General features: G+C 37.3%; 19 protein-coding genes and 1 tRNA gene. 19 read left to right on the plus strand and 1 reads right to left on the minus strand.

Features of this window, described 5'->3' with window-relative positions:
- Positions 1 to 21: 21 nt before the first annotated feature.
- The 17 genes from ispE to AC6HVZ_RS11975 all read left to right on the plus strand — a co-directional run bounded on the left by ispE (position 22) and on the right by AC6HVZ_RS11975 (position 17,086).
- Positions 22 to 873 (plus strand): 4-(cytidine 5'-diphospho)-2-C-methyl-D-erythritol kinase, encoded by an 852-nt coding sequence (gene ispE / locus AC6HVZ_RS11895; RefSeq protein WP_497558386.1) that lies wholly within the window; start codon positions 22 to 24, stop codon positions 871 to 873.
- 65 nt (positions 874 to 938) lie between these two features.
- Complete coding sequence (gene purR, locus AC6HVZ_RS11900; RefSeq protein ID WP_497558387.1) at positions 939 to 1,757, plus strand: pur operon repressor; 819 nt, start codon at positions 939 to 941, stop codon at positions 1,755 to 1,757.
- Positions 1,758 to 1,904: 147 nt separating this feature from the next.
- A complete protein-coding gene (spoVG, locus tag AC6HVZ_RS11905) occupies positions 1,905 to 2,195 on the plus strand; it encodes a septation regulator SpoVG (protein WP_497558388.1) in 291 nt (96 codons plus the stop codon).
- Between the two features lie 726 nt (positions 2,196 to 2,921).
- Complete coding sequence (glmU, locus tag AC6HVZ_RS11910) at positions 2,922 to 4,301, plus strand: bifunctional UDP-N-acetylglucosamine diphosphorylase/glucosamine-1-phosphate N-acetyltransferase GlmU (RefSeq protein ID WP_497558389.1); 1,380 nt, start codon at positions 2,922 to 2,924, stop codon at positions 4,299 to 4,301.
- Positions 4,302 to 4,316: 15 nt separating this feature from the next.
- Complete coding sequence (locus tag AC6HVZ_RS11915) at positions 4,317 to 5,270, plus strand: ribose-phosphate diphosphokinase (protein ID WP_497558390.1); 954 nt, start codon at positions 4,317 to 4,319, stop codon at positions 5,268 to 5,270.
- 131 nt (positions 5,271 to 5,401) lie between these two features.
- A complete protein-coding gene (locus AC6HVZ_RS11920) occupies positions 5,402 to 6,028 on the plus strand; it encodes a 50S ribosomal protein L25/general stress protein Ctc (RefSeq protein ID WP_497558391.1) in 627 nt (208 codons plus the stop codon).
- Positions 6,029 to 6,306: 278 nt separating this feature from the next.
- Complete coding sequence (pth, locus tag AC6HVZ_RS11925) at positions 6,307 to 6,867, plus strand: aminoacyl-tRNA hydrolase (protein WP_497558392.1); 561 nt, start codon at positions 6,307 to 6,309, stop codon at positions 6,865 to 6,867.
- A gap of 207 nt (positions 6,868 to 7,074) precedes the next feature.
- On the plus strand, positions 7,075 to 7,305 hold the full coding sequence (fin, locus tag AC6HVZ_RS11930; protein WP_497558393.1) for an anti-sigma-F factor Fin: 231 nt from the start codon (positions 7,075 to 7,077) through the stop codon (positions 7,303 to 7,305).
- Positions 7,306 to 7,382: 77 nt separating this feature from the next.
- Positions 7,383 to 10,907: a transcription-repair coupling factor gene (mfd, locus tag AC6HVZ_RS11935; protein WP_497558394.1), complete on the plus strand. Its 3,525-nt coding sequence runs from the start codon at positions 7,383 to 7,385 to the stop codon at positions 10,905 to 10,907.
- Between the two features lie 241 nt (positions 10,908 to 11,148).
- On the plus strand, positions 11,149 to 11,685 hold the full coding sequence (gene spoVT / locus AC6HVZ_RS11940) for a stage V sporulation protein T (RefSeq protein WP_497558395.1): 537 nt from the start codon (positions 11,149 to 11,151) through the stop codon (positions 11,683 to 11,685).
- Positions 11,686 to 11,987: 302 nt separating this feature from the next.
- A complete protein-coding gene (locus tag AC6HVZ_RS11945) occupies positions 11,988 to 13,583 on the plus strand; it encodes a putative polysaccharide biosynthesis protein (RefSeq protein ID WP_497558396.1) in 1,596 nt (531 codons plus the stop codon).
- The gene (yabN, locus tag AC6HVZ_RS11950) at positions 13,573 to 15,036 is read left to right on the plus strand and encodes a bifunctional methyltransferase/pyrophosphohydrolase YabN (protein WP_497558397.1); all 1,464 of its coding nucleotides are present in this window, start codon (positions 13,573 to 13,575) and stop codon (positions 15,034 to 15,036) included. Before AC6HVZ_RS11945 ends, yabN begins: the two co-directional genes overlap by 11 nt.
- Positions 15,027 to 15,284 carry an RNA-binding S4 domain-containing protein gene (locus AC6HVZ_RS11955; RefSeq protein WP_497558417.1) on the plus strand — a complete coding sequence of 86 codons (258 nt, stop codon included), beginning with the start codon at positions 15,027 to 15,029 and terminating at the stop codon, positions 15,282 to 15,284. The genes yabN and AC6HVZ_RS11955 overlap by 10 nt, the downstream gene beginning before the upstream one ends.
- A 54-nt stretch (positions 15,285 to 15,338) precedes the next feature.
- Positions 15,339 to 15,644, plus strand: coding sequence for a sporulation protein YabP (gene yabP, locus AC6HVZ_RS11960; RefSeq protein WP_497558398.1), 306 nt, complete (start codon positions 15,339 to 15,341; stop codon positions 15,642 to 15,644).
- Positions 15,641 to 16,243, plus strand: a complete 603-nt coding sequence (gene yabQ / locus AC6HVZ_RS11965; RefSeq protein WP_497558399.1) for a spore cortex biosynthesis protein YabQ — start codon at positions 15,641 to 15,643, stop codon at positions 16,241 to 16,243. The genes yabP and yabQ overlap by 4 nt, the downstream gene beginning before the upstream one ends.
- A gap of 9 nt (positions 16,244 to 16,252) precedes the next feature.
- Complete coding sequence (locus AC6HVZ_RS11970; protein WP_497558400.1) at positions 16,253 to 16,627, plus strand: FtsB family cell division protein; 375 nt, start codon at positions 16,253 to 16,255, stop codon at positions 16,625 to 16,627.
- Between the two features lie 72 nt (positions 16,628 to 16,699).
- Complete coding sequence (locus AC6HVZ_RS11975; protein ID WP_497558401.1) at positions 16,700 to 17,086, plus strand: S1 domain-containing RNA-binding protein; 387 nt, start codon at positions 16,700 to 16,702, stop codon at positions 17,084 to 17,086.
- Positions 17,087 to 17,270: 184 nt separating this feature from the next.
- On the opposite strand, the gene AC6HVZ_RS11980 is transcribed toward AC6HVZ_RS11975, so the two are convergent.
- A tRNA-Met gene (locus tag AC6HVZ_RS11980) sits at positions 17,271 to 17,344 on the minus strand.
- 42 nt (positions 17,345 to 17,386) lie between these two features.
- On the opposite strand from AC6HVZ_RS11980, the gene AC6HVZ_RS11985 reads away from it, so the two are divergent.
- Positions 17,387 to 17,554: a hypothetical protein gene (locus AC6HVZ_RS11985; RefSeq protein ID WP_497558402.1), complete on the plus strand. Its 168-nt coding sequence runs from the start codon at positions 17,387 to 17,389 to the stop codon at positions 17,552 to 17,554.
- 96 nt (positions 17,555 to 17,650) lie between these two features.
- Positions 17,651 to 20,113 (plus strand): stage II sporulation protein E, encoded by a 2,463-nt coding sequence (spoIIE, locus tag AC6HVZ_RS11990; protein WP_497558403.1) that lies wholly within the window; start codon positions 17,651 to 17,653, stop codon positions 20,111 to 20,113.
- Positions 20,114 to 20,313: the final 200 nt, after the last annotated feature.

Raw genomic sequence — 20,313 nt, forward strand, 5'->3', positions numbered from 1 at the left:
CGTGAAAAGTGGGTGACGTTGATGGCACTTTATGAGAAGGCGCCAGCAAAGATAAACTTGGCTCTGGATGTGCTGAGTAAACGTGATGATGGGTATCACAATGTGGAAATGCTAATGACAACTATCGATTTAGCAGATCGTATTAAACTAAACTCCTTAGAGCAGGATCATATTGGAATTTCTATAGAAAGTAGATATGTGCCAAGTGATGAACGGAATTTGGCATATAAGGCTGCTGCAGCATTTAAAAATAAATATGGGATAACTACAGGTGTCCATATTACGATTGAAAAAAATATCCCAGTCTCTGCAGGGCTTGGTGGTGGAAGTTCAGATGCTGCTGCTGTATTGCGAGGGTTAAATCGATTATGGTCCTTGGATATACCAATGGACGAACTAGCAGAATTAGGAGCCACTATTGGTTCAGATGTTCCCTTTTGTGTATATGGGAATACAGGAATTGCAAAAGGGCGTGGAGAAAGAGTAGAGAAGTTAGTTTCACCTCCGCCGTGTTGGGTTGTGTTAGCAAAACCTGATATTGGGGTTTCTACAAGAACAATTTTTCAACGAATCAACCTAGAGAAGCTTGCACATCCAAATACAGCTGAAATTATCGATGCCCTAATAAATCAAGACTTTAAGCGAATGTGTGCTAACATCGGAAATGCATTGGAAGAAATCACACTTCATGTTTATCCGGAAGTACAGCGGATAAAAAACGCCATGATATTGGCAGGGGCATCAGGAGTTCTTATGAGTGGAAGTGGACCTACTGTGTATAGTTTAATTGAGCATTATAGTAAAGCAAAGCGTATTTATAATGGAATGCGCGGTTTTTGCCAGGAAGTGTATCTGGTTCGTCTGCTAGGTTAATTATTGCCTAAAAGCATATAATGATGGTATATTTAAATGTAAATATTCGGTTTTGAGGTGTAGGAATGAAAAGAAGTAATCGACTAGTTGCATTGACAAATTTTTTTCTTGAAAATCCATGGGAACATAAACAATTACCGTATTTCGTAACGTTATTAAATACAACTAAAGCTTCTGTAAGTGAAGACCTGGATATTATAAATTCAGTTTTTCAAAATGAGGGATTAGGCTATTTGAAAAGAGTTACTGGAGCCGCTGGTGGGGTTAAGTATATTCCCGATTTTTCCCGTGAAAAAAGTGAACAATTTATCGAAGAATTATGCCAGATGTTAGAGGATCCTGTTCGAATTCTCCCGGGCGGATATCTTTATATAAGTGATATATTGGGCGACCCAAAAAAGACTAGAGAAATAGGCCGGGTATTTGCGTCAACATTTTCTAATTTGGATATTGATGTTGTGGTTACCGTTGCTACTAAAGGAATTCCATTAGCCTATGCTGTTGCCTCATTTCTTAATGTACCTGTTGTAATTGTTCGTAGAGATCCTAAAGTAACGGAGGGGTCTTCTGTGAGCATTAATTATGTTTCTGGTTCAACACGAAGGATTCAAACGATGGTTCTTCCAAAGCGGAGTTTGCAGGAAGGTGCTAATGTTTGTATTATTGATGATTTTATGAAAGCCGGTGGAACCATTACCGGTATGGTTAATTTATTGGCTGAATTTAATGCAAATGTAAAAGCAATTGGTGTGCTGGCTGAAGCAGACGATGAAGAAGAGGAACGTGTTGTGGAAAATTATACATCGTTAGTAAAAATATCAAATGTTGATATAAAACAGAAATATATTAAAGTTAATCCAGGGAACTTTTCTATGGGAAATTAGAGAAATCTGAACTGTTTTTAAATTAAATACCCCTTTTCCTCTATACATCCTAAAACTTTTTAAATTTTTTTTGCAATTTAGCAGGAATTTAAATAGTTTTGTTGAACTATTAAGATAAGTTCAAAAGGGAAAAGGTGGTGAAACATCATGGAAGTAACTGACGTAAGATTACGCCGCGTTAATACAGAAGGAAGAATGCGAGCAATTGCTTCGATTACTTTGGATCAGGAATTTGTTGTCCATGATATTCGTGTTATTGACGGGAACAATGGACTATTTGTGGCAATGCCATCCAAGCGTACTCCGGATGGTGAATTCAGGGATATTGCACATCCGATAAATTCCGGTACCCGTGCAAAGATCCAGGATGCTGTATTAAAAGAATACCGCCGTGCAGGTGAAGCTAGAGTGGAATATGAAGAAGCTGGAGCTTCCTAAATCTCGGGTCAACTAAGAGGTCTAATCAACTAATGATTAGCCTTCTTTTTTTAAGAAGTAAGAAAGTATAGACGAAATTGGCTCTTTCGTCAATTTCTTCCAATCTGACTTTTGATTTCTGACCTCTAGAAGGACGCTTTAGCTTTTTACTACTAATTGGAAGTAATATCTTAGACTTCCCACTAAATTATACCTAGGTTGGAATATTAATTCTTAGGCACTTATAACCTGGATTCCCGAAAAAAACACTATTTTATAACGAGGAATGTGATTATAAAGGGATTTACACATATAAATCCTCGTTACATATATTTTTGTATAACGAGGTGAGAATGTTGTAATATCGGCAATTGTAGACTACCTCGTTATAAATTCCGGGAATCCAGATTATAAAGGTTCTTTCCACCTTTTGGTCATTTTACCAATGTAGTGACTGCGCCAAAGCTGTATCAATGGATTATAAACATAGCTCCTACCATTTTACTTGTTTTCTAAATAGACAAGAGGTATGATCACGTCTCTCATTCATAGGTATAATTATACCTATGAATACCTAAATGCTAATGATTAATTTAGCTTAAAACCTTGGTGTCAAAGTGTTTATACGAAATCCTTGGTATAATTCTTCGGGAGAGCAGGTAATATCTTAGACTTCTAACTGTTGAAATCCTTTGCCTTTTAAGATATATTTTATAATGGATAAATAGAAATTATGGAGGTTTCCTTATGACGAAACGGTATGCTGTTATTTTAGCAGCAGGGCAAGGGACAAGGATGAAGTCCAAACTCTATAAAGTACTTCATCCAGTAGCTGGGCGACCGATGGTACAACATGTGATTGATCAGATAAAAGCAGTACAATTAGATAAAATCGTTACTGTTGTTGGCTTTGGTGCTGATAAAGTAATTGAACATATAGGGGACGTGAGTGAGTACGTTACCCAGGAAGAACAATTAGGAACAGGGCATGCTGTAATCCAAGCGGAAAACCTGTTGAAGGATAAAGACGGAATAACAATTGTCGTATGTGGTGATACACCGTTAATCACAAGTGATACGTATCAAGCGCTGTTTGATTATCATGAAAAAAGTGGGGCAAAAGCAACCGTTTTAACTGCAAAAGCTCCGAACCCGAGCGGATATGGAAGGGTTATTCGCAATGAATCAAATGAAGTAGAAAGAATTGTAGAACATAAAGACGCTAGTGAAAGTGAACTGCTTGTTGATGAGATTAATACCGGCACCTATTGTTTTGATAATCGGGCACTGTTTACAGCATTACAAAACGTATCAAATGATAATGCACAAGGTGAGTACTATTTACCTGATGTTATTGAGATTTTGCGTAATCAATCGGAAAAGGTCAGTGCTTTTTTAACACCGGAATTTGAAGAAACATTAGGCGTTAATGACAGAATGGCGTTAGCACAGGCGGAAAAAATTATGAAAAACCGCATTAATGAAAAGCATATGCGCAGTGGAGTATCCATTATTGATCCGGAACATACATATATTGATCCGGATGTTGTAATTGATCCGGATGTTGTAATCCATCCAGGAACAATTATAAAAGGGAATTCTACAATTAAAACAAATGCAGAGATAGGACCCCATAGCGAAATTTCAAATTGTTATATTGGGGAAGCAACTGTAATTAAACAAAGTGTTGCAAATGACAGTAAAATTGGCGAACGCGTGAAAATTGGGCCGTTTGCTCATATTCGACCAGAATCTCAGGTCGGCAATGAAGCTAAAATAGGAAACTTTGTAGAAATTAAAAAGACAGAATTAGGCGATAAGAGTAAGGTTTCTCATTTAAGTTACATTGGAGATGCACAAATTGGAAGCAATGTTAATGTCGGTTGTGGTACAATTACAGTGAACTATGATGGAAAAAATAAATTTTTAACAACAATTGAAGATGATGCATTTATCGGGTGCAACTCCAATTTAATTGCACCAGTAACAGTAGGTAGGGGCTCATATATTGCTGCGGGATCGACCATTACAAAAGATGTTCCTGAAGATTCTCTATCTGTTGCAAGGGCAAGACAAACGAATAAAGAAGGATATGCTATAAAACTAAAAAATCGACAAAAAGACTAACGGAGGGTTTTTCTCATGGTATCTAACTACAAAGATCCATCTTTGAAAGTATTCACATTAAATTCCAATCGGAAGTTAGCGGAAGATATTGCGACACATATTGGAACAGATTTAGGTGAATGTACGGTAAAGCAATTTAGTGATGGCGAAATTCAGATTAATATTGAAGAAAGCATTCGTGGTTGTGATGTATATGTCGTGCAATCCACATGTCCACCAGTTAATGAGCACATCATGGAATTACTAATTATGATTGATGCATTGAAGCGTGCTTCTGCCAGATCCATAAATATAGTTATGCCGTACTATGGATATGCCAGACAAGATAGAAAAGCCCGTGCACGTGAGCCAATCACATCAAAATTAATCGCAGACTTATTAGAGACTGCAGGAGCATCTCGTGTCATTACATTGGATTTACATGCTCCGCAAATTCAAGGGTTTTTTAATATACCAATAGATCATTTACAGGGTGTACCAATTCTATCCAATTACTTTGAAGAAAAAGACCTTGAAGATGTTATCATTGTTTCCCCAGACCATGGTGGGGTAACTCGGGCACGTAAAATGGCAGACCGCCTTAAAGCTCCGATTGGTATTATTGATAAACGCAGACCGCGCCCAAATGTAGCAGAGGTTATGAATATTGTTGGTAATATCGAAGGGAAGACTGCAATCCTGATTGATGATATAATTGATACAGCTGGAACGATTACATTAGCAGCAAATGCACTTATTGAAAATGGTGCTAAGGAAGTTTTTGCATGCTGTACACATCCAGTACTATCAGGTCCAGCAATCGAAAGAATTGAACATTCAAAAATCAAGGAACTGGTTACTACCAATTCTATTCCTCTTTCAGAAGAAAGACAAAGTGACAAAATAACAGAATTATCTGTGGCTCCACTTATTGGAGAAGCGATCATTCGAGTACATGAATTACAATCTGTAAGCGTCCTGTTCGACTAAAGTGTTTAGCTAACTTGTAAGATGGGTATAAATAGTAGGAGTGTTTTTACTAACTTCATGAGTACACAAAGTTCAAAGAGATAAAACTTACTTAACTAAGAAAGTTTCAAATAATTTGGAGGGTGATGAACATGGCAGTTAAATTAAAAGCAACAAAACGAGAAGATCTTACAAAATCTGCAACGAAACAAATTAGAAATAATGGAAGAGTACCAGCTGTTATTTATGGAAAGGCAAAGGATTCTAAATCAATTTCTGTAGATAATATAGAGTTAGTAAAGACAGTCCGCGATGAAGGTAGAAATGCAATTATTTCCCTGGGTGTTGAAAATGAAAGTCCAGTAGATGTAATGCTACATGAATATCAAATGGATCCAATTAAGGACGAGCTTATTCATGCAGACTTTTATATTATTAATATGTCTGAGGAGATGGATGTAGAAGTACCACTTCGACTTGAAGGTGAAGCACAAGGATCAAAAGATGGTGGCGTATTACAGCAGCCATTATATGAGTTACAGGTTCGTGCAAAACCCGGAAATATTCCCGATGAAATTACAGTTGATATAAGTTCATTGAATATAGGTGAAAGTATTGCGATTGTTGATTTGCCAAAAGCAACCAGCTATGAATTATTAGATGAGGATGAAACGACAATTGCTACCATCCTCCCACCGGATACGCTTGAAGATGTTGAAGAAGCTCCTGATGAAAATGCAGAGCCTGAATTAGTAGATGCTGAAAAAGAAGACGAATAATAAAAAATAACGGATAAAAATATATAAAAATAGAACCCCTCCTTTAAGAAAGTAGAAGAATAAAACAATTCTTATAGGGGGGATTGTTCTATTGGAACTGAAAACTTGCGGGTCGATAGGACAGTATCTCCTATTTAAAGTAATCCCATTCACCTAAGTATATGAGATGCGAAACAGTTCGTAGCGATCCCCTACATATAGGAAGCATTATATATCAATTGTGAGGATATATCTTTATAAAAAGAGTCAAAAGTATAAATTAAAAGGAAGAAGTATATATGAAATGTATTGTTGGATTAGGAAACCCAGGTAGAAAATACAAAGATACTCGTCATAATATTGGCTTTATGGTCATAGATGAATTATTAGAACGTCATCAATGGGATTTGACTAAGTCTAAGTTTAAAGGTAAGTATGCAATTGAACATGCTCAAGGGGAAAAGGTTATTTTACTCAAGCCCGAAACGTATATGAACCTTTCTGGTGAATCTATCCGACCGTTAATGGATTATTATAATGTAGCTGCAGAAGATGTGCTTATCATTTATGATGATTTAGATCTCCCAACAGGGAAGATTCGTTTACGGCAAAAAGGCGGTCATGGTGGCCATAATGGGATAAGATCGATAATTGATCATATAGGTTCAGAAGAATTTAAACGGCTTCGCATCGGTGTCGGCAGGCCAAGTACACCAATTTCTGTCATTGATCATGTCCTTGGATCCTTTTCAAAGGAACAACAGGAAGCTGTTCAAATGAGCATTAAAAAGTCAGCAGATGCATGCGAATCCTGGCTGCAGCATTCATTTTTGGAAGTTATGAATGAATATAATAATTAATGTAATACATTATTAATTTATCACGCATTAACGGGCTGTAATACCCCCACCTCCAAGCGTGAGAAATCCCAAACGTGAAGGTGGGGGAGGAAGGGAAATCCTTACTGAATGAAGTTTCACTTTATCTATTTTGCTCGCCTGTATAACATCGTAACTTTTCGGATAAACTTTAGAAGACAACCTGGTTTTATTCGAGGAGGTTTTTGTATGTCTATTGTCTATAAATGCAGACATTGTGGGCAAATTATTGGAAAGCTGGAACAACAAATGGTTGATACGTCCATGCTGGGATTTGATCAATTAACAGTAAAGGAAAAAGAAGAAATGATAAAGTACCAGGATAATGGAGATGTTCAGGTTCAAGCAATTTGTGAAAACTGTGAAGAAACATTAGGACGTCATCCACACTATCATGAGTTGGATTATTTTATACAATAGAATAGTGATAAAAGCTTTGGCGAATAGCCAAGGCGTTTTTGCGCTTTATGTTTGCAATTTTATGCGGGGGTTTAAACATGAAAGGTATTAATAATTATTTACAATCAAAGGAAGATATACAATCGATTCTTAGTGGTCTCTCCAGTGGAATGGAGGAACAGCTTGTTGCAGGTCTGTCCGGTTCAGCAAGAAGTCTGCTTGTTTCTATCATTAATGAATCGATGAATAAACCGATTCTTCTCATTACACATCAGTTAGTCCAAGCTCAGCAGCTACATGATGATCTATCGGAATTAATAGGTGAAAAGGATGTTCATCTATACCCTGTTAATGAACTAATAGCCTCTGAAATTGCAATTGCCAGCCCAGAGCTAAGAAGTCAGCGGATAGAATCATTAACAGCATGGTCAAAAAAAAAATCCGGAATATTAATCGCTCCTGTGGCAGCATTAAAACGAATTTTGCCTCCACCAAGCTATTGGAGTAAGTATCAGTTACGGTTTACAATTGAAGAAGAAATTGATATTGATCATTACTTAGCATCGTTAATTAATATGGGATATGAACGAGCTTCGATGGTAACAACCCCTGGCGAATTTAGCAGACGTGGTGGAATAATAGATATTTACCCAATAACGGAAGCATATCCGATACGCATTGAATTATTTGATGAAGAAATAGATTCAATACGTTATTTTGATGCAGAAACGCAACGTTCATTAGATAAAATACAGGGCATAATGATTGGACCTGCGACAGAGTTATTGTTAACAGAAAAGGATATGGTAACGGCAGCAGATCGGATGGAAGAAGCGTTGGCTGATACATTGAAACGGATGAATTCATCGGAGGCTAAAGAGAAGTTAATTGAAGCTATGGAACATGATATAGGCCGTATGAAAAATTCACAATATTTTCAGGAAATGTATAAATATATTGGCTTTCTTTATAAAAATCCTGCTAGTTTGTTAGATTACTTACCTTCAAATGGTTTAATTATCTTAGACGAGATGAGTAGAATTCAAGAAACAGCAATAAATTTGGATACAGAAGAAGCGGAATGGTATACAAGTCTTTTGGAATCGAATCGAATGGTGAGAAACAGTAGATTTTCATTTGGCTGGAACCAAGTTTGGGACAATATGCAGCAACAACGTCTTTATATGTCTCTATTTTTACGCCATATACCGAATACACAGCCGCAAAATATTATTGATCTTTCCACAAGAGCCATGCAAGAGTTCCATGGGCAAATGCATCTGTTTAAAAATGAACTAAAACGCTGGAAAAAAGGTGATTTTTCGGTTGTTATATTAGCACCGAGTGAAAAGCGGGCAGAAAAAATTCACTCTATCTTTTTGGATTATGATATCGAAGCAGCTATTACAAGCGAGCTGAAGCTACCTGTACGAAAACCGATAATTGCTGTGGGAAACATTAATAATGGTATTGAACTGCCACTGCATAAACTGGTGCTGATCACGGAAAATGAACTTTTTAAGAAGCGAACAAAACGTCCAAGAAGAAAGCAGAAAATAACGAATGCAGAACGAATTAAAAACTATCAGGAATTAAAAATTGGCGATTATGTTGTTCATGCAAACCACGGGGTTGGCAGGTATTTAGGGGTTGAAACCCTGGAAGTTAAGGATATGCATAAAGATTATATGCTAATCAAATATTCAGGTGATGATAAGCTATTCGTTCCAATTGACCAGATGGATTTGGTTCAAAAGTTCGTTGGTTCAGAAGGAAATGAGCCAAAGCTATATAAACTTGGCGGGACGGAATGGACAAAAGTAAAACGGAAAGTCCAATCATCTGTTGAGGATATTGCTGATGACTTAATTAAGTTATATGCGGAAAGAGAAGCCCAAAAAGGGTATGCCTTTTCTAAGGATACAGAAATGCAGCACGAATTTGAAGCTTCCTTTCCCTACCAGGAAACAGAAGATCAACTTCGCTGTATTGAAGAAATCAAGCAGGATATGGAAAAAGAACGCCCGATGGACCGACTGCTTTGTGGAGATGTTGGTTATGGTAAAACAGAAGTTGCTATACGGGCAGCATTTAAAGCTATTGCTGACGGAAAGCAGGTTGCTATTTTAGTACCAACCACCATTTTAGCACAGCAACATTATGAGACAGTACGGGAGAGATTCCAGGATCATGCGATAAATATTGGTCTATTAAGCAGATTCCGTACAAAGAAACAACAAAAAGATACACTCAAAAACCTAAAGAGGGGCACAATTGATATAGTTATAGGTACACATCGGATTTTATCAAAGGATGTGGAGTACCGTGATTTAGGTTTGCTTGTAGTTGATGAGGAACAGCGCTTTGGGGTAAAACATAAAGAAAAAATCAAGCAGTTGAAAACAAATGTTGATGTATTAACGTTAACCGCAACACCAATACCAAGAACATTGCACATGTCGATGCTTGGGGTTCGTGATTTATCCGTCATCGAAACACCGCCGGAAAACCGTTTTCCAATTCAAACCTATGTTATGGAATACAATCCTATTTTTGTAAGAGAAGCTATTGAGCGGGAAATGGCTCGTGGTGGGCAAGTATTTTTCTTGTATAACAGGATAGAAAACATTGATAAAGTTGCCCGTGATTTAGGCATGCTGGTTGATGATGCTAAAATCGCTGTTGCCCATGGACGAATGAATGAAGCAGAATTGGAAAATGTGATATTTGCCTTTTTGGAAGGGGAATATGACGTATTGGTAAGTACAACAATTATTGAAACTGGTGTAGATATACCCAATGTAAATACATTGATTGTAAATGATGCTGACCGTATGGGCTTGAGTCAGCTTTATCAGTTAAGAGGAAGAGTCGGTCGTTCAAACCGTGTAGCATATGCTTATTTCACCTATCAAAGAGATAAAGTATTAGCAGAAGTAGCTGAAAAACGGCTTCAGGCAATTAAAGAGTTTACAGAACTCGGTTCCGGCTTTAAAATCGCAATGCGTGATTTATCGATACGTGGTACTGGCAATTTACTTGGAGCACAGCAGCACGGCTTTATTGAATCTGTCGGTTTTGATATGTATTCCCAAATGCTGAAGGATACGATTGATGCACGTAAGGCTGGGAAGGATATTGAGGATATCACCCCATTTGAGCCAGAGCTTTCATTGAATATAGATGCATATATTCCAGAGTCTTATATAAAGGATGAGAAACAAAAGGTTGATATATATAAACAATTTCAAACGATAACGTCGTCCGATGATTTAACTGATTTAAAGGATGAGCTAATCGACCGATTTGGTAATTACCCAGAAAAAGTCGAAAATTTATTTACGGTATCCTTACTGAAAATGTATGCCATAAAGGAACGGGTCGAATCGATTACGGAAAAGAATAAAAAAATTGAATTACTTGTGGATGAGAATCGCAGCCAGCAAATTGATGGTTCAAAGCTTTTTGATCTGGCAAATGACTTTGGACGTGGTGTTCAACTGGGTACAGAAAATACTAAATTGAAAATAACCATTAAGTGCTCCAGTGAAACAGCGCATGAGCGTTATGAAATCGTGGCAAATTTTATGAAAAGACTGGATAAAGTCGATCGAAATAGTTGATCTAGTGAAAGTGCTTTCCTTTCCAGACTATGATTGCAGAACAAGGAAACCCGAATAGATAAAAGCAAATGACTCCTTCGTTCCTGTCTGTCAATTTACGGAAAAAAATTAGCAGTAAATGTATAGTTCTCATGAGATGAATCATACTAAAAACACAACTGGTGATTATTACACTTTTAGAGAGTATTTAGAAAGTGCATGCATCAATAACAATCATCATAAGAAAGTGAGGCTACTTAGTATGAAAGCAACAGGAATTGTACGTCGTATTGATGATCTAGGTAGAGTAGTTATCCCAAAGGAAATTAGAAGGACGTTGCGCATCCGTGAAGGGGATCCATTGGAAATTTTTGTAGACAGAGAAGGGGAAGTAATTTTAAAAAAATATTCGCCAATTAATGAGTTGGGACATTTTGCTAAGGAATATGCTGAAGCATTGTTTGATTCTCTCCAGTCACCGGTTCTAATATGTGATCGGGATGAGGTAATTGCAGTTGCAGGGGAATCCAAAAAAGATTACTTAAATAAAAATATAAGTTCGAAATTGACGAAGATAATAGAAAATCGTACACAGGAATTTGAAACGGAATCTACAAAAATTGAAATCATTGATGGAAATGAAGAAGAATTAGAATCTTACTGTATTAATCCAATCATTGCCAATGGAGACCCGATCGGTTGTGTGATGATATTTTCCAAAGATGAAGCCAAGCTTAGTAATGTGGAACAAAAAGCGGTTGAAACGGCCGCAGCATTTTTAGCGAAGCAGATGGAATAATGCTATGAATTAAAAGGACAAAATCAGTACAGCACTGGTTATTGTCCTTTTTATAATTTTTCGTGAGATTATTGTAGCAGAAATTCCCTATACGCCCAAACGCCCAAAAGCAGGTGCTGACCGTTCGAGTAGAGTACTTCTCAAGGACAAACCAGCGCAAATTTAATGCCAGAAGACTGTTCATGAGAAATGAAACAGACATCATACCTATTTAGAAGAAGCCCAACTCCCAGTCGTTCGAACATACCCAGTAGTATGCTATAATGAAGTAAAATTGTCGTTATCCGAAAAGGGCGTTTAACATGGTGGGAAATGAAATAAATAAGTTAGTAAAGGGAGCTTTGCTATTAACATTAGCCGGCCTTATCAGTAAAATTCTGAGCGCAGGATACCGAATTCCCCTACAGAATCTGACAGGCGATATAGGTTTTTATGTTTATCAGCAGGTGTATCCGATTCTTGGGATTGCAATGATTCTTGCCTTATATGGATTTCCGTCTGCCATAGCAAAGATACAGATCGAACTGAGGGAAAAGGGGAAAAGCCCATCCTTAAAGGGTTATTTTATCCCGATATTTTTACTGTTGCTTGCAGTAAATGGCTCTATATTTCTCTTCCTGTTTTTTAATGCACACTCTCTTGCCCTTTGGGTTGGGGATATTCAATTGACAAGTACCTATCGCTTTGCCGCATTTCCCTTTTTGTTAATTCCTTTTGTCGCATTATTAAGAGGATTTTTTCAAGGGGAATATGAAATGAAACCAACTGCTTTCTCTCAAGTTGGTGAACAATTTGTTCGGGTATTTATTATTATTTTTGCTGCTGTATATGTCGTCATCCAAAATCAGAGCTTGTATACGATTGGACAAGCTGCTGTGCTTGCCTCCGTTATCGGTTTAGTTACAGCCATTGTGATCTTAGGTCTGTTTTTCATAAAAAGAAAACCAATAACGGATGAACAACTTGAGATCCCGTGGAATTATTATCTTCGAACTCTGTTGATCCTGGGAATTATTGCTGCTTTAAATCATATGGTATTACTTGTCATTCAGTTTGCGGATGCCTTTACCTTGCTCCCCAATTTGCTGATGCATGGATTATCAAAAATGGATGCGATGGAGGCAAAAGGAGTATTTGATCGTGGACAGCCTTTGATTCAACTGGGAACAGTACTCGGGTCATCCTTTGCTTTAGCATTAATTCCTTCCATTTCAAAACAAAAATTAAAGGATAATCCAACGATGTTTTATCAATATATTCGTGGAACAATGCTGTTTAGTTTTTACTTAGCAATCGGTGCAACTGTAGGGCTAATCGTTATTTTCCCTGAGGCGAATATTTTATTATATCAAAATGACAAAGGAACGATTCATTTACAGATTCTTGTTCTCGCTATTTTTCTATGTTCCATGGCTATAACTGCTTCCTCTATTCTTCAAGGATTAGGTTATATTATGCGGACAGCAGGATTTATTTTAATTGCTTTTTTTGTAAAATGGATAGGAAATCAACTATTGGTTCCACTGTTTGGGATAACCGGGGCTAGCGTTGCAACTGTATTTAGTCTATTGCTGCTCTGCAGTGTTGTCTTCGTTGAGTTAAATAGAAAATTGCCATACCTGAATTTCTTTCAGCAAATTAACTGGTCGGCACTAATGAAAGCTACACTGGCAATGGTCATCTATCTATTACTTGTAGATTACTTTTTCTCAAACACTGTTGTCCTATCAAGGCTTTCTTTACTTCTATATGTTATCGTAATTACAATAACAGGTGGGCTTATTTACATATTTAGTTTATTGAAAGGCAGGGCCTTTACGACGCTTGAGTTAAGGATGCTGCCATTTGCTTCATTTTTCATTCGTGTTCATAAAGGGAGGAAGATAGATGAGTCATAAAATTGAAATTATCGGCTTAGGTGGCGGAGACATTGATCAATTATCACTAGGTATTTATAAAAAATTAATCAATACAAAAGATGTTGTATACACAAGAACAATAGATCATCCTGTGATTCAGTCACTAAGTCTCGAGGGTGTTAGCTTTGAATCTTTTGATAAAAATTATGAGGCTGAAGATCAATTTGCAGCCGTTTATCAAAGCATTGTTGAAATATTATTGGCAAAGGCTCGACAAGAACCGGTAATGTATACAGTACCAGGTCATCCAATGCTTGCCGAAAAAACGGTACAGCTGTTACTCGAACAAACAGAAATTGAAGTGGAAATCATAGGTGGACAGAGCTATTTGGATGATTTATTTTCATCTTTAAAAATAGATCCGATTGATGGGTTTCAGTTTGTTGATGGTACATCATTTGAACGGGGTCAGTTACATTATCAACAGCATATTGTTTTTTGTCAGGTATATGATCGTTTTATTGCTTCCAATGTAAAGTTGGCTTTATTAGAGGATCTGCCTGCAGATTATGAAATAACCGTGGTGGAAGCGGCTGGGAGTGAGCAGGAGATAATTACAAAAATGCCTTTAGAAGAGCTGGACCATACTGCAGAGATCAGTAATTTAACCAGTGTGTATATCCCGCCAGCTCCTAAGGAATTATTAAATCATACATTTATGCGGTTAAGAGAGGTTATTGCAGCATTAAGAGCTCCGAATGGCTGTCCATGGGATAAGGCGCAAACACATGAGTCATTGCGTGAATATGCAATGGAAGAGGTGTATGAATTAATGGATGCGATTGATGAGGAGGACGATGAGGGAATAATCGAGGAGCTTGGAGATATTCTCCTGCAAGTCATGCTGCATAGCCAAATTGGCGAAGATGACGGCTATTTTATGGTCGATGATGTTATCCGCTCGATTACGGATAAAATGATTCACCGTCATCCACATGTGTTTGCTGATGTGAACGTAGACACGATTGATGATGTCTATAAAAACTGGGAAGAGCTGAAGAAAGAGGAAAAAGGCGAGCAGCGTAAATCCGTACTGGATGGTGTTCCTAAACATCTTCCATCCCTGGCAACAGCATTTAAGTTGCAGAAAAAGGCAGCAAAAGTTGGCTTTGACTGGGATAACGTTTCCGAAATTTGGCAAAAGCTTGAGGAAGAACTAAGCGAAGTACAAGAAGCAATTGAACAGGGTGACAAGCCGGAAATCGAAAAGGAACTTGGTGATGTTCTATTTGTATTGGCGAATATTTCAAGGTATTATAAAATAAATCCGGAAGTGGCATTAAACTTGACAAACCAAAAATTCGTTTCGCGTTTTTCTTATATAGAAAAGCGTTTGAATGATCAAGGAAAAGATATGAACAGTACGACATTGACGGAAATGGATGATTTGTGGGATCAGGCAAAAGAAAGGGAGGGATTATCCTGCGATTAGATAAGTTTTTAAAAATATCGCGTTTAATCAAGCGTCGAACGTTAGCTAAGGAAGTTGCAGATCAAGGTAGGATTACAATTAATGGAAACCAGGCAAAAGCATCATCAACGGTTGCAAGAGGAGATGTGCTTGTTATTAAATTTGGACAGAAGCTTGTAACAATTCAGGTCAATGACCTGAGGGAAACCGTAAAAAAAGATGAAGCAGAGACACTGTATAGAGTTATTAAAGAAGAGAGAAACGAATAGTTCTAGACTCATCCCTCCTTTCATAAAGTAATAATGATAAGGAGGGCTATTAAAATGGACAACTATTATGGAACGAAGGAAAATGTGACTCGTGTACAGAATGACCACTTTGTGAAATTGAATAATAGAAAAAGTTTAGAGATTACAGGGGTTAAAGAAGTAGATAGTTTTGATAATGAAGAGTTTTTATTGGAAACATTAATGGGTTATTTGATTGTTCGTGGTCAGAATTTGCAATTGAAGAATCTTGATGTTGGGGAAGGACTTGTTACGATCAAAGGGAAGATCTATGAGCTTTCCTATGTGGACGAGCATCAGCAGGAGAAGGCTAAAGGATTCTTTAGCAAGCTGTTTAGATGACACTTAGTGTACAATTTATTACAATGATTGCCATGGTTTCAAGTGGCTTTTATTTGGGTATAATCAATGATACCTATCGACGCTTTACACCCTATTGGAAACAAAAAAGAATCTTATCCTATGTATTGGAAAGTTGTTTTTGGCTTACCCAAACATTTCTTGTATTTTATTTATTATTTCGCATAAATGGTGGGGAGCTTAGATTATATGTGTTTGCGGCCTGTTTATTAGGTTTTGCTATGTATCAGGTATTTGGCGCAGCAATTTATAAAAGAATATTAGAGCAGATTATCCTTGTTATTACAGGCATCTTTCGCTTTTTTGCAGGACTTGTACAAGCACTGATTATTACCCCGATTAAATGGATTTGTATCCTGTTTTTTACGATCGTTTTATGGATAATCAGATTAATAGGTATGATCCTTTTATTTTTACTTAAGCTCCTATTTTTCCCAATTAAATGGATAGCCCAGATCATTTATCGTATGCTTCCCAAAAATATTAAAAGAATTATTCACAAATTAGCAGGATTTTATAGTACAATGAAGAATATATGGTATAAATGGAAGAAGTATATTACGTTTAAAAGAAGGGAGTAGCTTTTGTCAATGAAGAAAAAAACGGTAACAAGATTGGATTCGAATTACATGCAGCAGTATGATACATACGTAGAAAGACAAAGGAGAAAAAAACAACGATTAATTCGTCGTCTTGTGTTATTTTCTATGGTAATAGTGATTACTATTGGTGCGATGACTGCATACCACATTAAACAGCGTGTACTTCAATCAGAGAAGGAAGAGCAATACCAGCAACTGGAAGAAGAATTGACTTCATTACAGAAGCAAGAAAGTAATCTGAAAGAAGAGATAGATTTACTAAATAATGAGGAGTACGTTTTAGAAATCGCACGTACGAACTATTTCCTGTCAAAAGAAGGAGAATTAATTTTTAAAATTCCTGAAGAAGATCCGGCATATTGACACACTTTCATATACTTAGCTATACTATAATAGTACTATATATTTAATCTTTTAAGGAGGAGCATTTTTTTTATGTCAATCGAAGTAGGCAGCAAGCTGCAGGGAAAGGTAACAGGTATCACTAATTTTGGGGCTTTTGTAGAGCTTGGAGAAGGTAAAACTGGTCTTGTTCATATTAGTGAGGTTGCCGACAACTATGTTAAAGACATTAACGAACACCTTACTGTTGGGGATGAGATAAAGGTGAAAGTAATTAATGTCGAAAAGGATGGCAAGATTGGTTTGTCCATCAAAAAAGCGAAGGATAGACCAAAACGCCCGCAAAGAGATAATCGTGAGCGTACGGAAACATTTGAGTCAAAAATGAACCGTTTTCTCAAAGATTCTGAAGACCGTTTAGCCTCTTTAAAGAAGCACACGGAATCCAGACGTGGAGGTCGAGGTGCTAAAAGAGGATAGCTACTGCTGTCTATAGACAATGCTCTATATTATAAATTCAGGAACAGATGCCAGCCTGTTGTTGAGGTATCTGTTTTCTATACCTGCCTTTTAGTTAAAAAAAGGTCTGCAAAAGTATTTCTACTCTTGCAGACCTTTTTTATTTAGCTTCGGCTTCAGAACAGTCGCCTACGCTTTTCTTTAATAGCGGCGGAGGGGATCGAACCCACGACCTCACGGGTATGAACCGTACGCTCTCGCCAGCTGAGCTACGCCGCCAAAATAAACCAACAAAAAATATCATACAATAGAGTTTGGTCTGTGTCAATAAGAGAATCTTTTGTTTCGGCAGAACATCATGCTATTCGGCAAACAATGGCATCTAATTTGCCAAACATAAAATTGAATTTATATATATATGCATATGCAAGTAGTATTTTAAAGAAACAGGACACGCTTGTTCGTGTTGAAAACCGCTTATTAATTTAGAAAGCCGTCGAACGATTTATTGGATATGCTCTGTTGTTTTGACAAAAAAAGAATGCATATTGTGGTTTACTATTTAGAAAGACGGGAGTGGTTTATATGATGGATTCAATACCAGGAAAGGAGTCTAAAGTAGTTGGAGCAAGGAGGGATAATCAAATGGACAGGCTTCGAAAACGCATGAACTTAAAAGTTAAGTCAATTTTTCTTGAAAAGGGATGGCTGTTTTATATTGTTGGATTTTTATTAGGACGAGCTGTCATTCTTTCTGTGGTTTCTCCTTTTGCTGTAGCCTTTTTGGCAACAATGTGGTTCGTACATAGGGAAAAAACAGTAAAATCAATGTTTGCCGTATTGGTCGGAGCGCTTAGTTATTCTGTAAATCATAGTATCTTTCTTGCATTAGCAATGATTGTATTCATTTTTTTAGCTGGTTTGTTCAAAAAAACAAATAATCAACAAGTTACGATACCAATATTCGTTTTTATAGCAACTGTAGCACCAAGGCTTTTTCTGTATTCGGTAAATAATCAGCTGTCCTCGTATGAATGGATGCTGCTCATTGTTGAAGGGGTATTAGGAGCTGTCCTCGTATTAATCTTTATGCAAAGTATTCCATTATTATCACCAAAAAGATATAAACCTACATTAAAAAATGAAGAAATTGTTTGCATGATAATTTTAATTGCCTCAATATTAACTGGAACAATTGGCTGGCAATTTTATGACGCTTCTGTGGAACAAGTTTTATCACGTTACTTTGTATTAATCCTTTCATTTGTGGGTGGTGCTGCGATCGGTTCAACGGTAGGTGTTGTGGTAGGATTGATTTTGTCATTGGCAAATGTAGCAAATCTATATCAAATGAGCTTGCTTGCTTTCTCAGGCTTATTAGGAGGATTACTAAAGGAAGGGAAGAAGCCTGGAGTCGCTGTTGGTCTGCTGGTTGGGACATTTTTGATTGGAATATACGGTAATGCGGCTGCTTTAGCTCCTTCCATAATCGAATCCATCATTGCAATCGCTTTCTTTGTATTAACGCCAACAAGCTGGTTTAGAAAAATTTCCCGCTATATCCCTGGTACAGAGGAACACACTAGTGAACAGGAGCAATATTTACAGAAGGTACGTAATGTCACAGCCAAACGAGTAGAACAATTTTCAAATGTATTTGAAGCATTATCAAAAAGCTTTCAGACCTCAGATGTATATGCTCAGGATGAGGGAGAAGCGAAGCGGGAAACTGATTACTTTTTAAGTCAGGTTACAGAGAAAACGTGTCAAACTTGTTTTATGAAAGATCGTTGCTGGCAGAGACAATTTGATAAAACTTATTCATTGATGGAAGAAATGAAGGATGATATTACAAATGGCCAGGAGCTAAACCGTAAAGTTGCTCGTGAATTTGAGAACCATTGTGTAAAATCGAAAAAGGTTGTTGATGCAATGAAAGAAGAAATGTCCTTTTTTGAAGCTAATCACAAATTAAAGCAGCAAGTGATGGAAAGTAAACGTTTAGTAGCAGATCAGCTGCAAGGCGTTTCCGAAGTGATGGAGGATTTTGCGAAGGAAATTTTAAAGGAAAGACAGCATCATGAACAACAGGAAATCCAAATTATACATGCATTAAAACATATGGGCATTGACTTGGAGAAATTGGATATTTACCGATTAGAAAAAGGAAATGTCGATATTGAGATGACAGCATCCTTTTATAGCTATCACGGAGAAGGTCCCAAATTAATTGCACCAGTATTATCTGATATTTTAGATGAAATGATTGTCGTTAAACAGGAAGAAATTTCACCTTTTCCAAATGGGTATTGTCATTTAGCGTTTGGTTCTGCCAAAGAATTTGTTGTAGAGACAGGGGCTGCTAATGCTGCCAAGGGAGGTGGCTTAGTTTCGGGTGATAGTTATACCACCATTGAACTTGGAGCAGGGAAATTTGCTATGGCAATTAGTGACGGAATGGGAAACGGGAAGCGTGCGAAGGAGGAGAGTGTGGAGACACTCCGGTTGTTACAGCAAATTTTACAAACTGGCATCCCTGAAAAAGTAGCGATCAAGTCGATCAATTCGATCCTCGCTTTACGATCAACGGATGAAATATTTGCAACACTTGACCTTGCAGTAATTGATTTACACAATGCTTTTGTGAGGTTTTTGAAAATCGGTTCAACACCCAGCTATATTAAACGTGGTAACAAGATGCTAAATGTGGAAGGAAGTAATTTACCGATGGGAATAATCCAAGAGTTTGATGTGGATATCGTTAGTGAGCAATTGATGTCAGAGGATATTTTGATTATGATGAGCGATGGTATTTTCGATGGGCCAAAGCATGTAGAAAATACAGATATGTGGGTAAAAAGAAAACTACGTGAAATGAGGACAGAGGATCCACAGGAAATAGCAGATCTGTTATTGGAAGAAGTGATTCGCACGAGATCTGGAGAGATTGAAGATGATATGACTGTGCTTGTTGCAAAAGTGACAAAGAATAATCCGAAATGGGCGACCGTACCTGTTTATCAAGATAAAGCCAAGGCGGCGAATTGAAACGGACTGTCCGATCCTGATTGACAAGCTGTAGCTACGGCAAGCCGGGTGCATAGTGCGAGATTTGACGATGGTGTTGAATCAAACTGACGTACCATAAATGAAACGAAATGGAATACGTACTCGACCGGACTCTAGTTGAACTCGACCGACTGAACCGCAAATAAGGCTAAATAAAATGCAAAATTGACGTAACCAAA

Source organism: Oceanobacillus sp. NCCP-135, assembly GCF_059698015.1.

Coding starts and splice junctions, on each gene's coding strand:
- mfd (WP_497558394.1), top strand. CDS start 7,383: ATGAAAGGTATTAATAATTATTTACAATCAAAGGAAGATATACAATCG.
- spoVG (WP_497558388.1), top strand. CDS start 1,905: ATGGAAGTAACTGACGTAAGATTACGCCGCGTTAATACAGAAGGAAGA.
- AC6HVZ_RS11920 (WP_497558391.1), top strand. CDS start 5,402: ATGGCAGTTAAATTAAAAGCAACAAAACGAGAAGATCTTACAAAATCT.
- AC6HVZ_RS11975 (WP_497558401.1), top strand. CDS start 16,700: ATGTCAATCGAAGTAGGCAGCAAGCTGCAGGGAAAGGTAACAGGTATC.
- AC6HVZ_RS11970 (WP_497558400.1), top strand. CDS start 16,253: ATGAAGAAAAAAACGGTAACAAGATTGGATTCGAATTACATGCAGCAG.
- spoVT (WP_497558395.1), top strand. CDS start 11,149: ATGAAAGCAACAGGAATTGTACGTCGTATTGATGATCTAGGTAGAGTA.
- AC6HVZ_RS11945 (WP_497558396.1), top strand. CDS start 11,988: ATGGTGGGAAATGAAATAAATAAGTTAGTAAAGGGAGCTTTGCTATTA.
- pth (WP_497558392.1), top strand. CDS start 6,307: ATGAAATGTATTGTTGGATTAGGAAACCCAGGTAGAAAATACAAAGAT.
- ispE (WP_497558386.1), top strand. CDS start 22: ATGGCACTTTATGAGAAGGCGCCAGCAAAGATAAACTTGGCTCTGGAT.
- spoIIE (WP_497558403.1), top strand. CDS start 17,651: ATGATGGATTCAATACCAGGAAAGGAGTCTAAAGTAGTTGGAGCAAGG.
- fin (WP_497558393.1), top strand. CDS start 7,075: ATGTCTATTGTCTATAAATGCAGACATTGTGGGCAAATTATTGGAAAG.
- yabN (WP_497558397.1), top strand. CDS start 13,573: ATGAGTCATAAAATTGAAATTATCGGCTTAGGTGGCGGAGACATTGAT.
- glmU (WP_497558389.1), top strand. CDS start 2,922: ATGACGAAACGGTATGCTGTTATTTTAGCAGCAGGGCAAGGGACAAGG.
- yabQ (WP_497558399.1), top strand. CDS start 15,641: ATGACACTTAGTGTACAATTTATTACAATGATTGCCATGGTTTCAAGT.
- AC6HVZ_RS11915 (WP_497558390.1), top strand. CDS start 4,317: ATGGTATCTAACTACAAAGATCCATCTTTGAAAGTATTCACATTAAAT.
- purR (WP_497558387.1), top strand. CDS start 939: ATGAAAAGAAGTAATCGACTAGTTGCATTGACAAATTTTTTTCTTGAA.
- yabP (WP_497558398.1), top strand. CDS start 15,339: ATGGACAACTATTATGGAACGAAGGAAAATGTGACTCGTGTACAGAAT.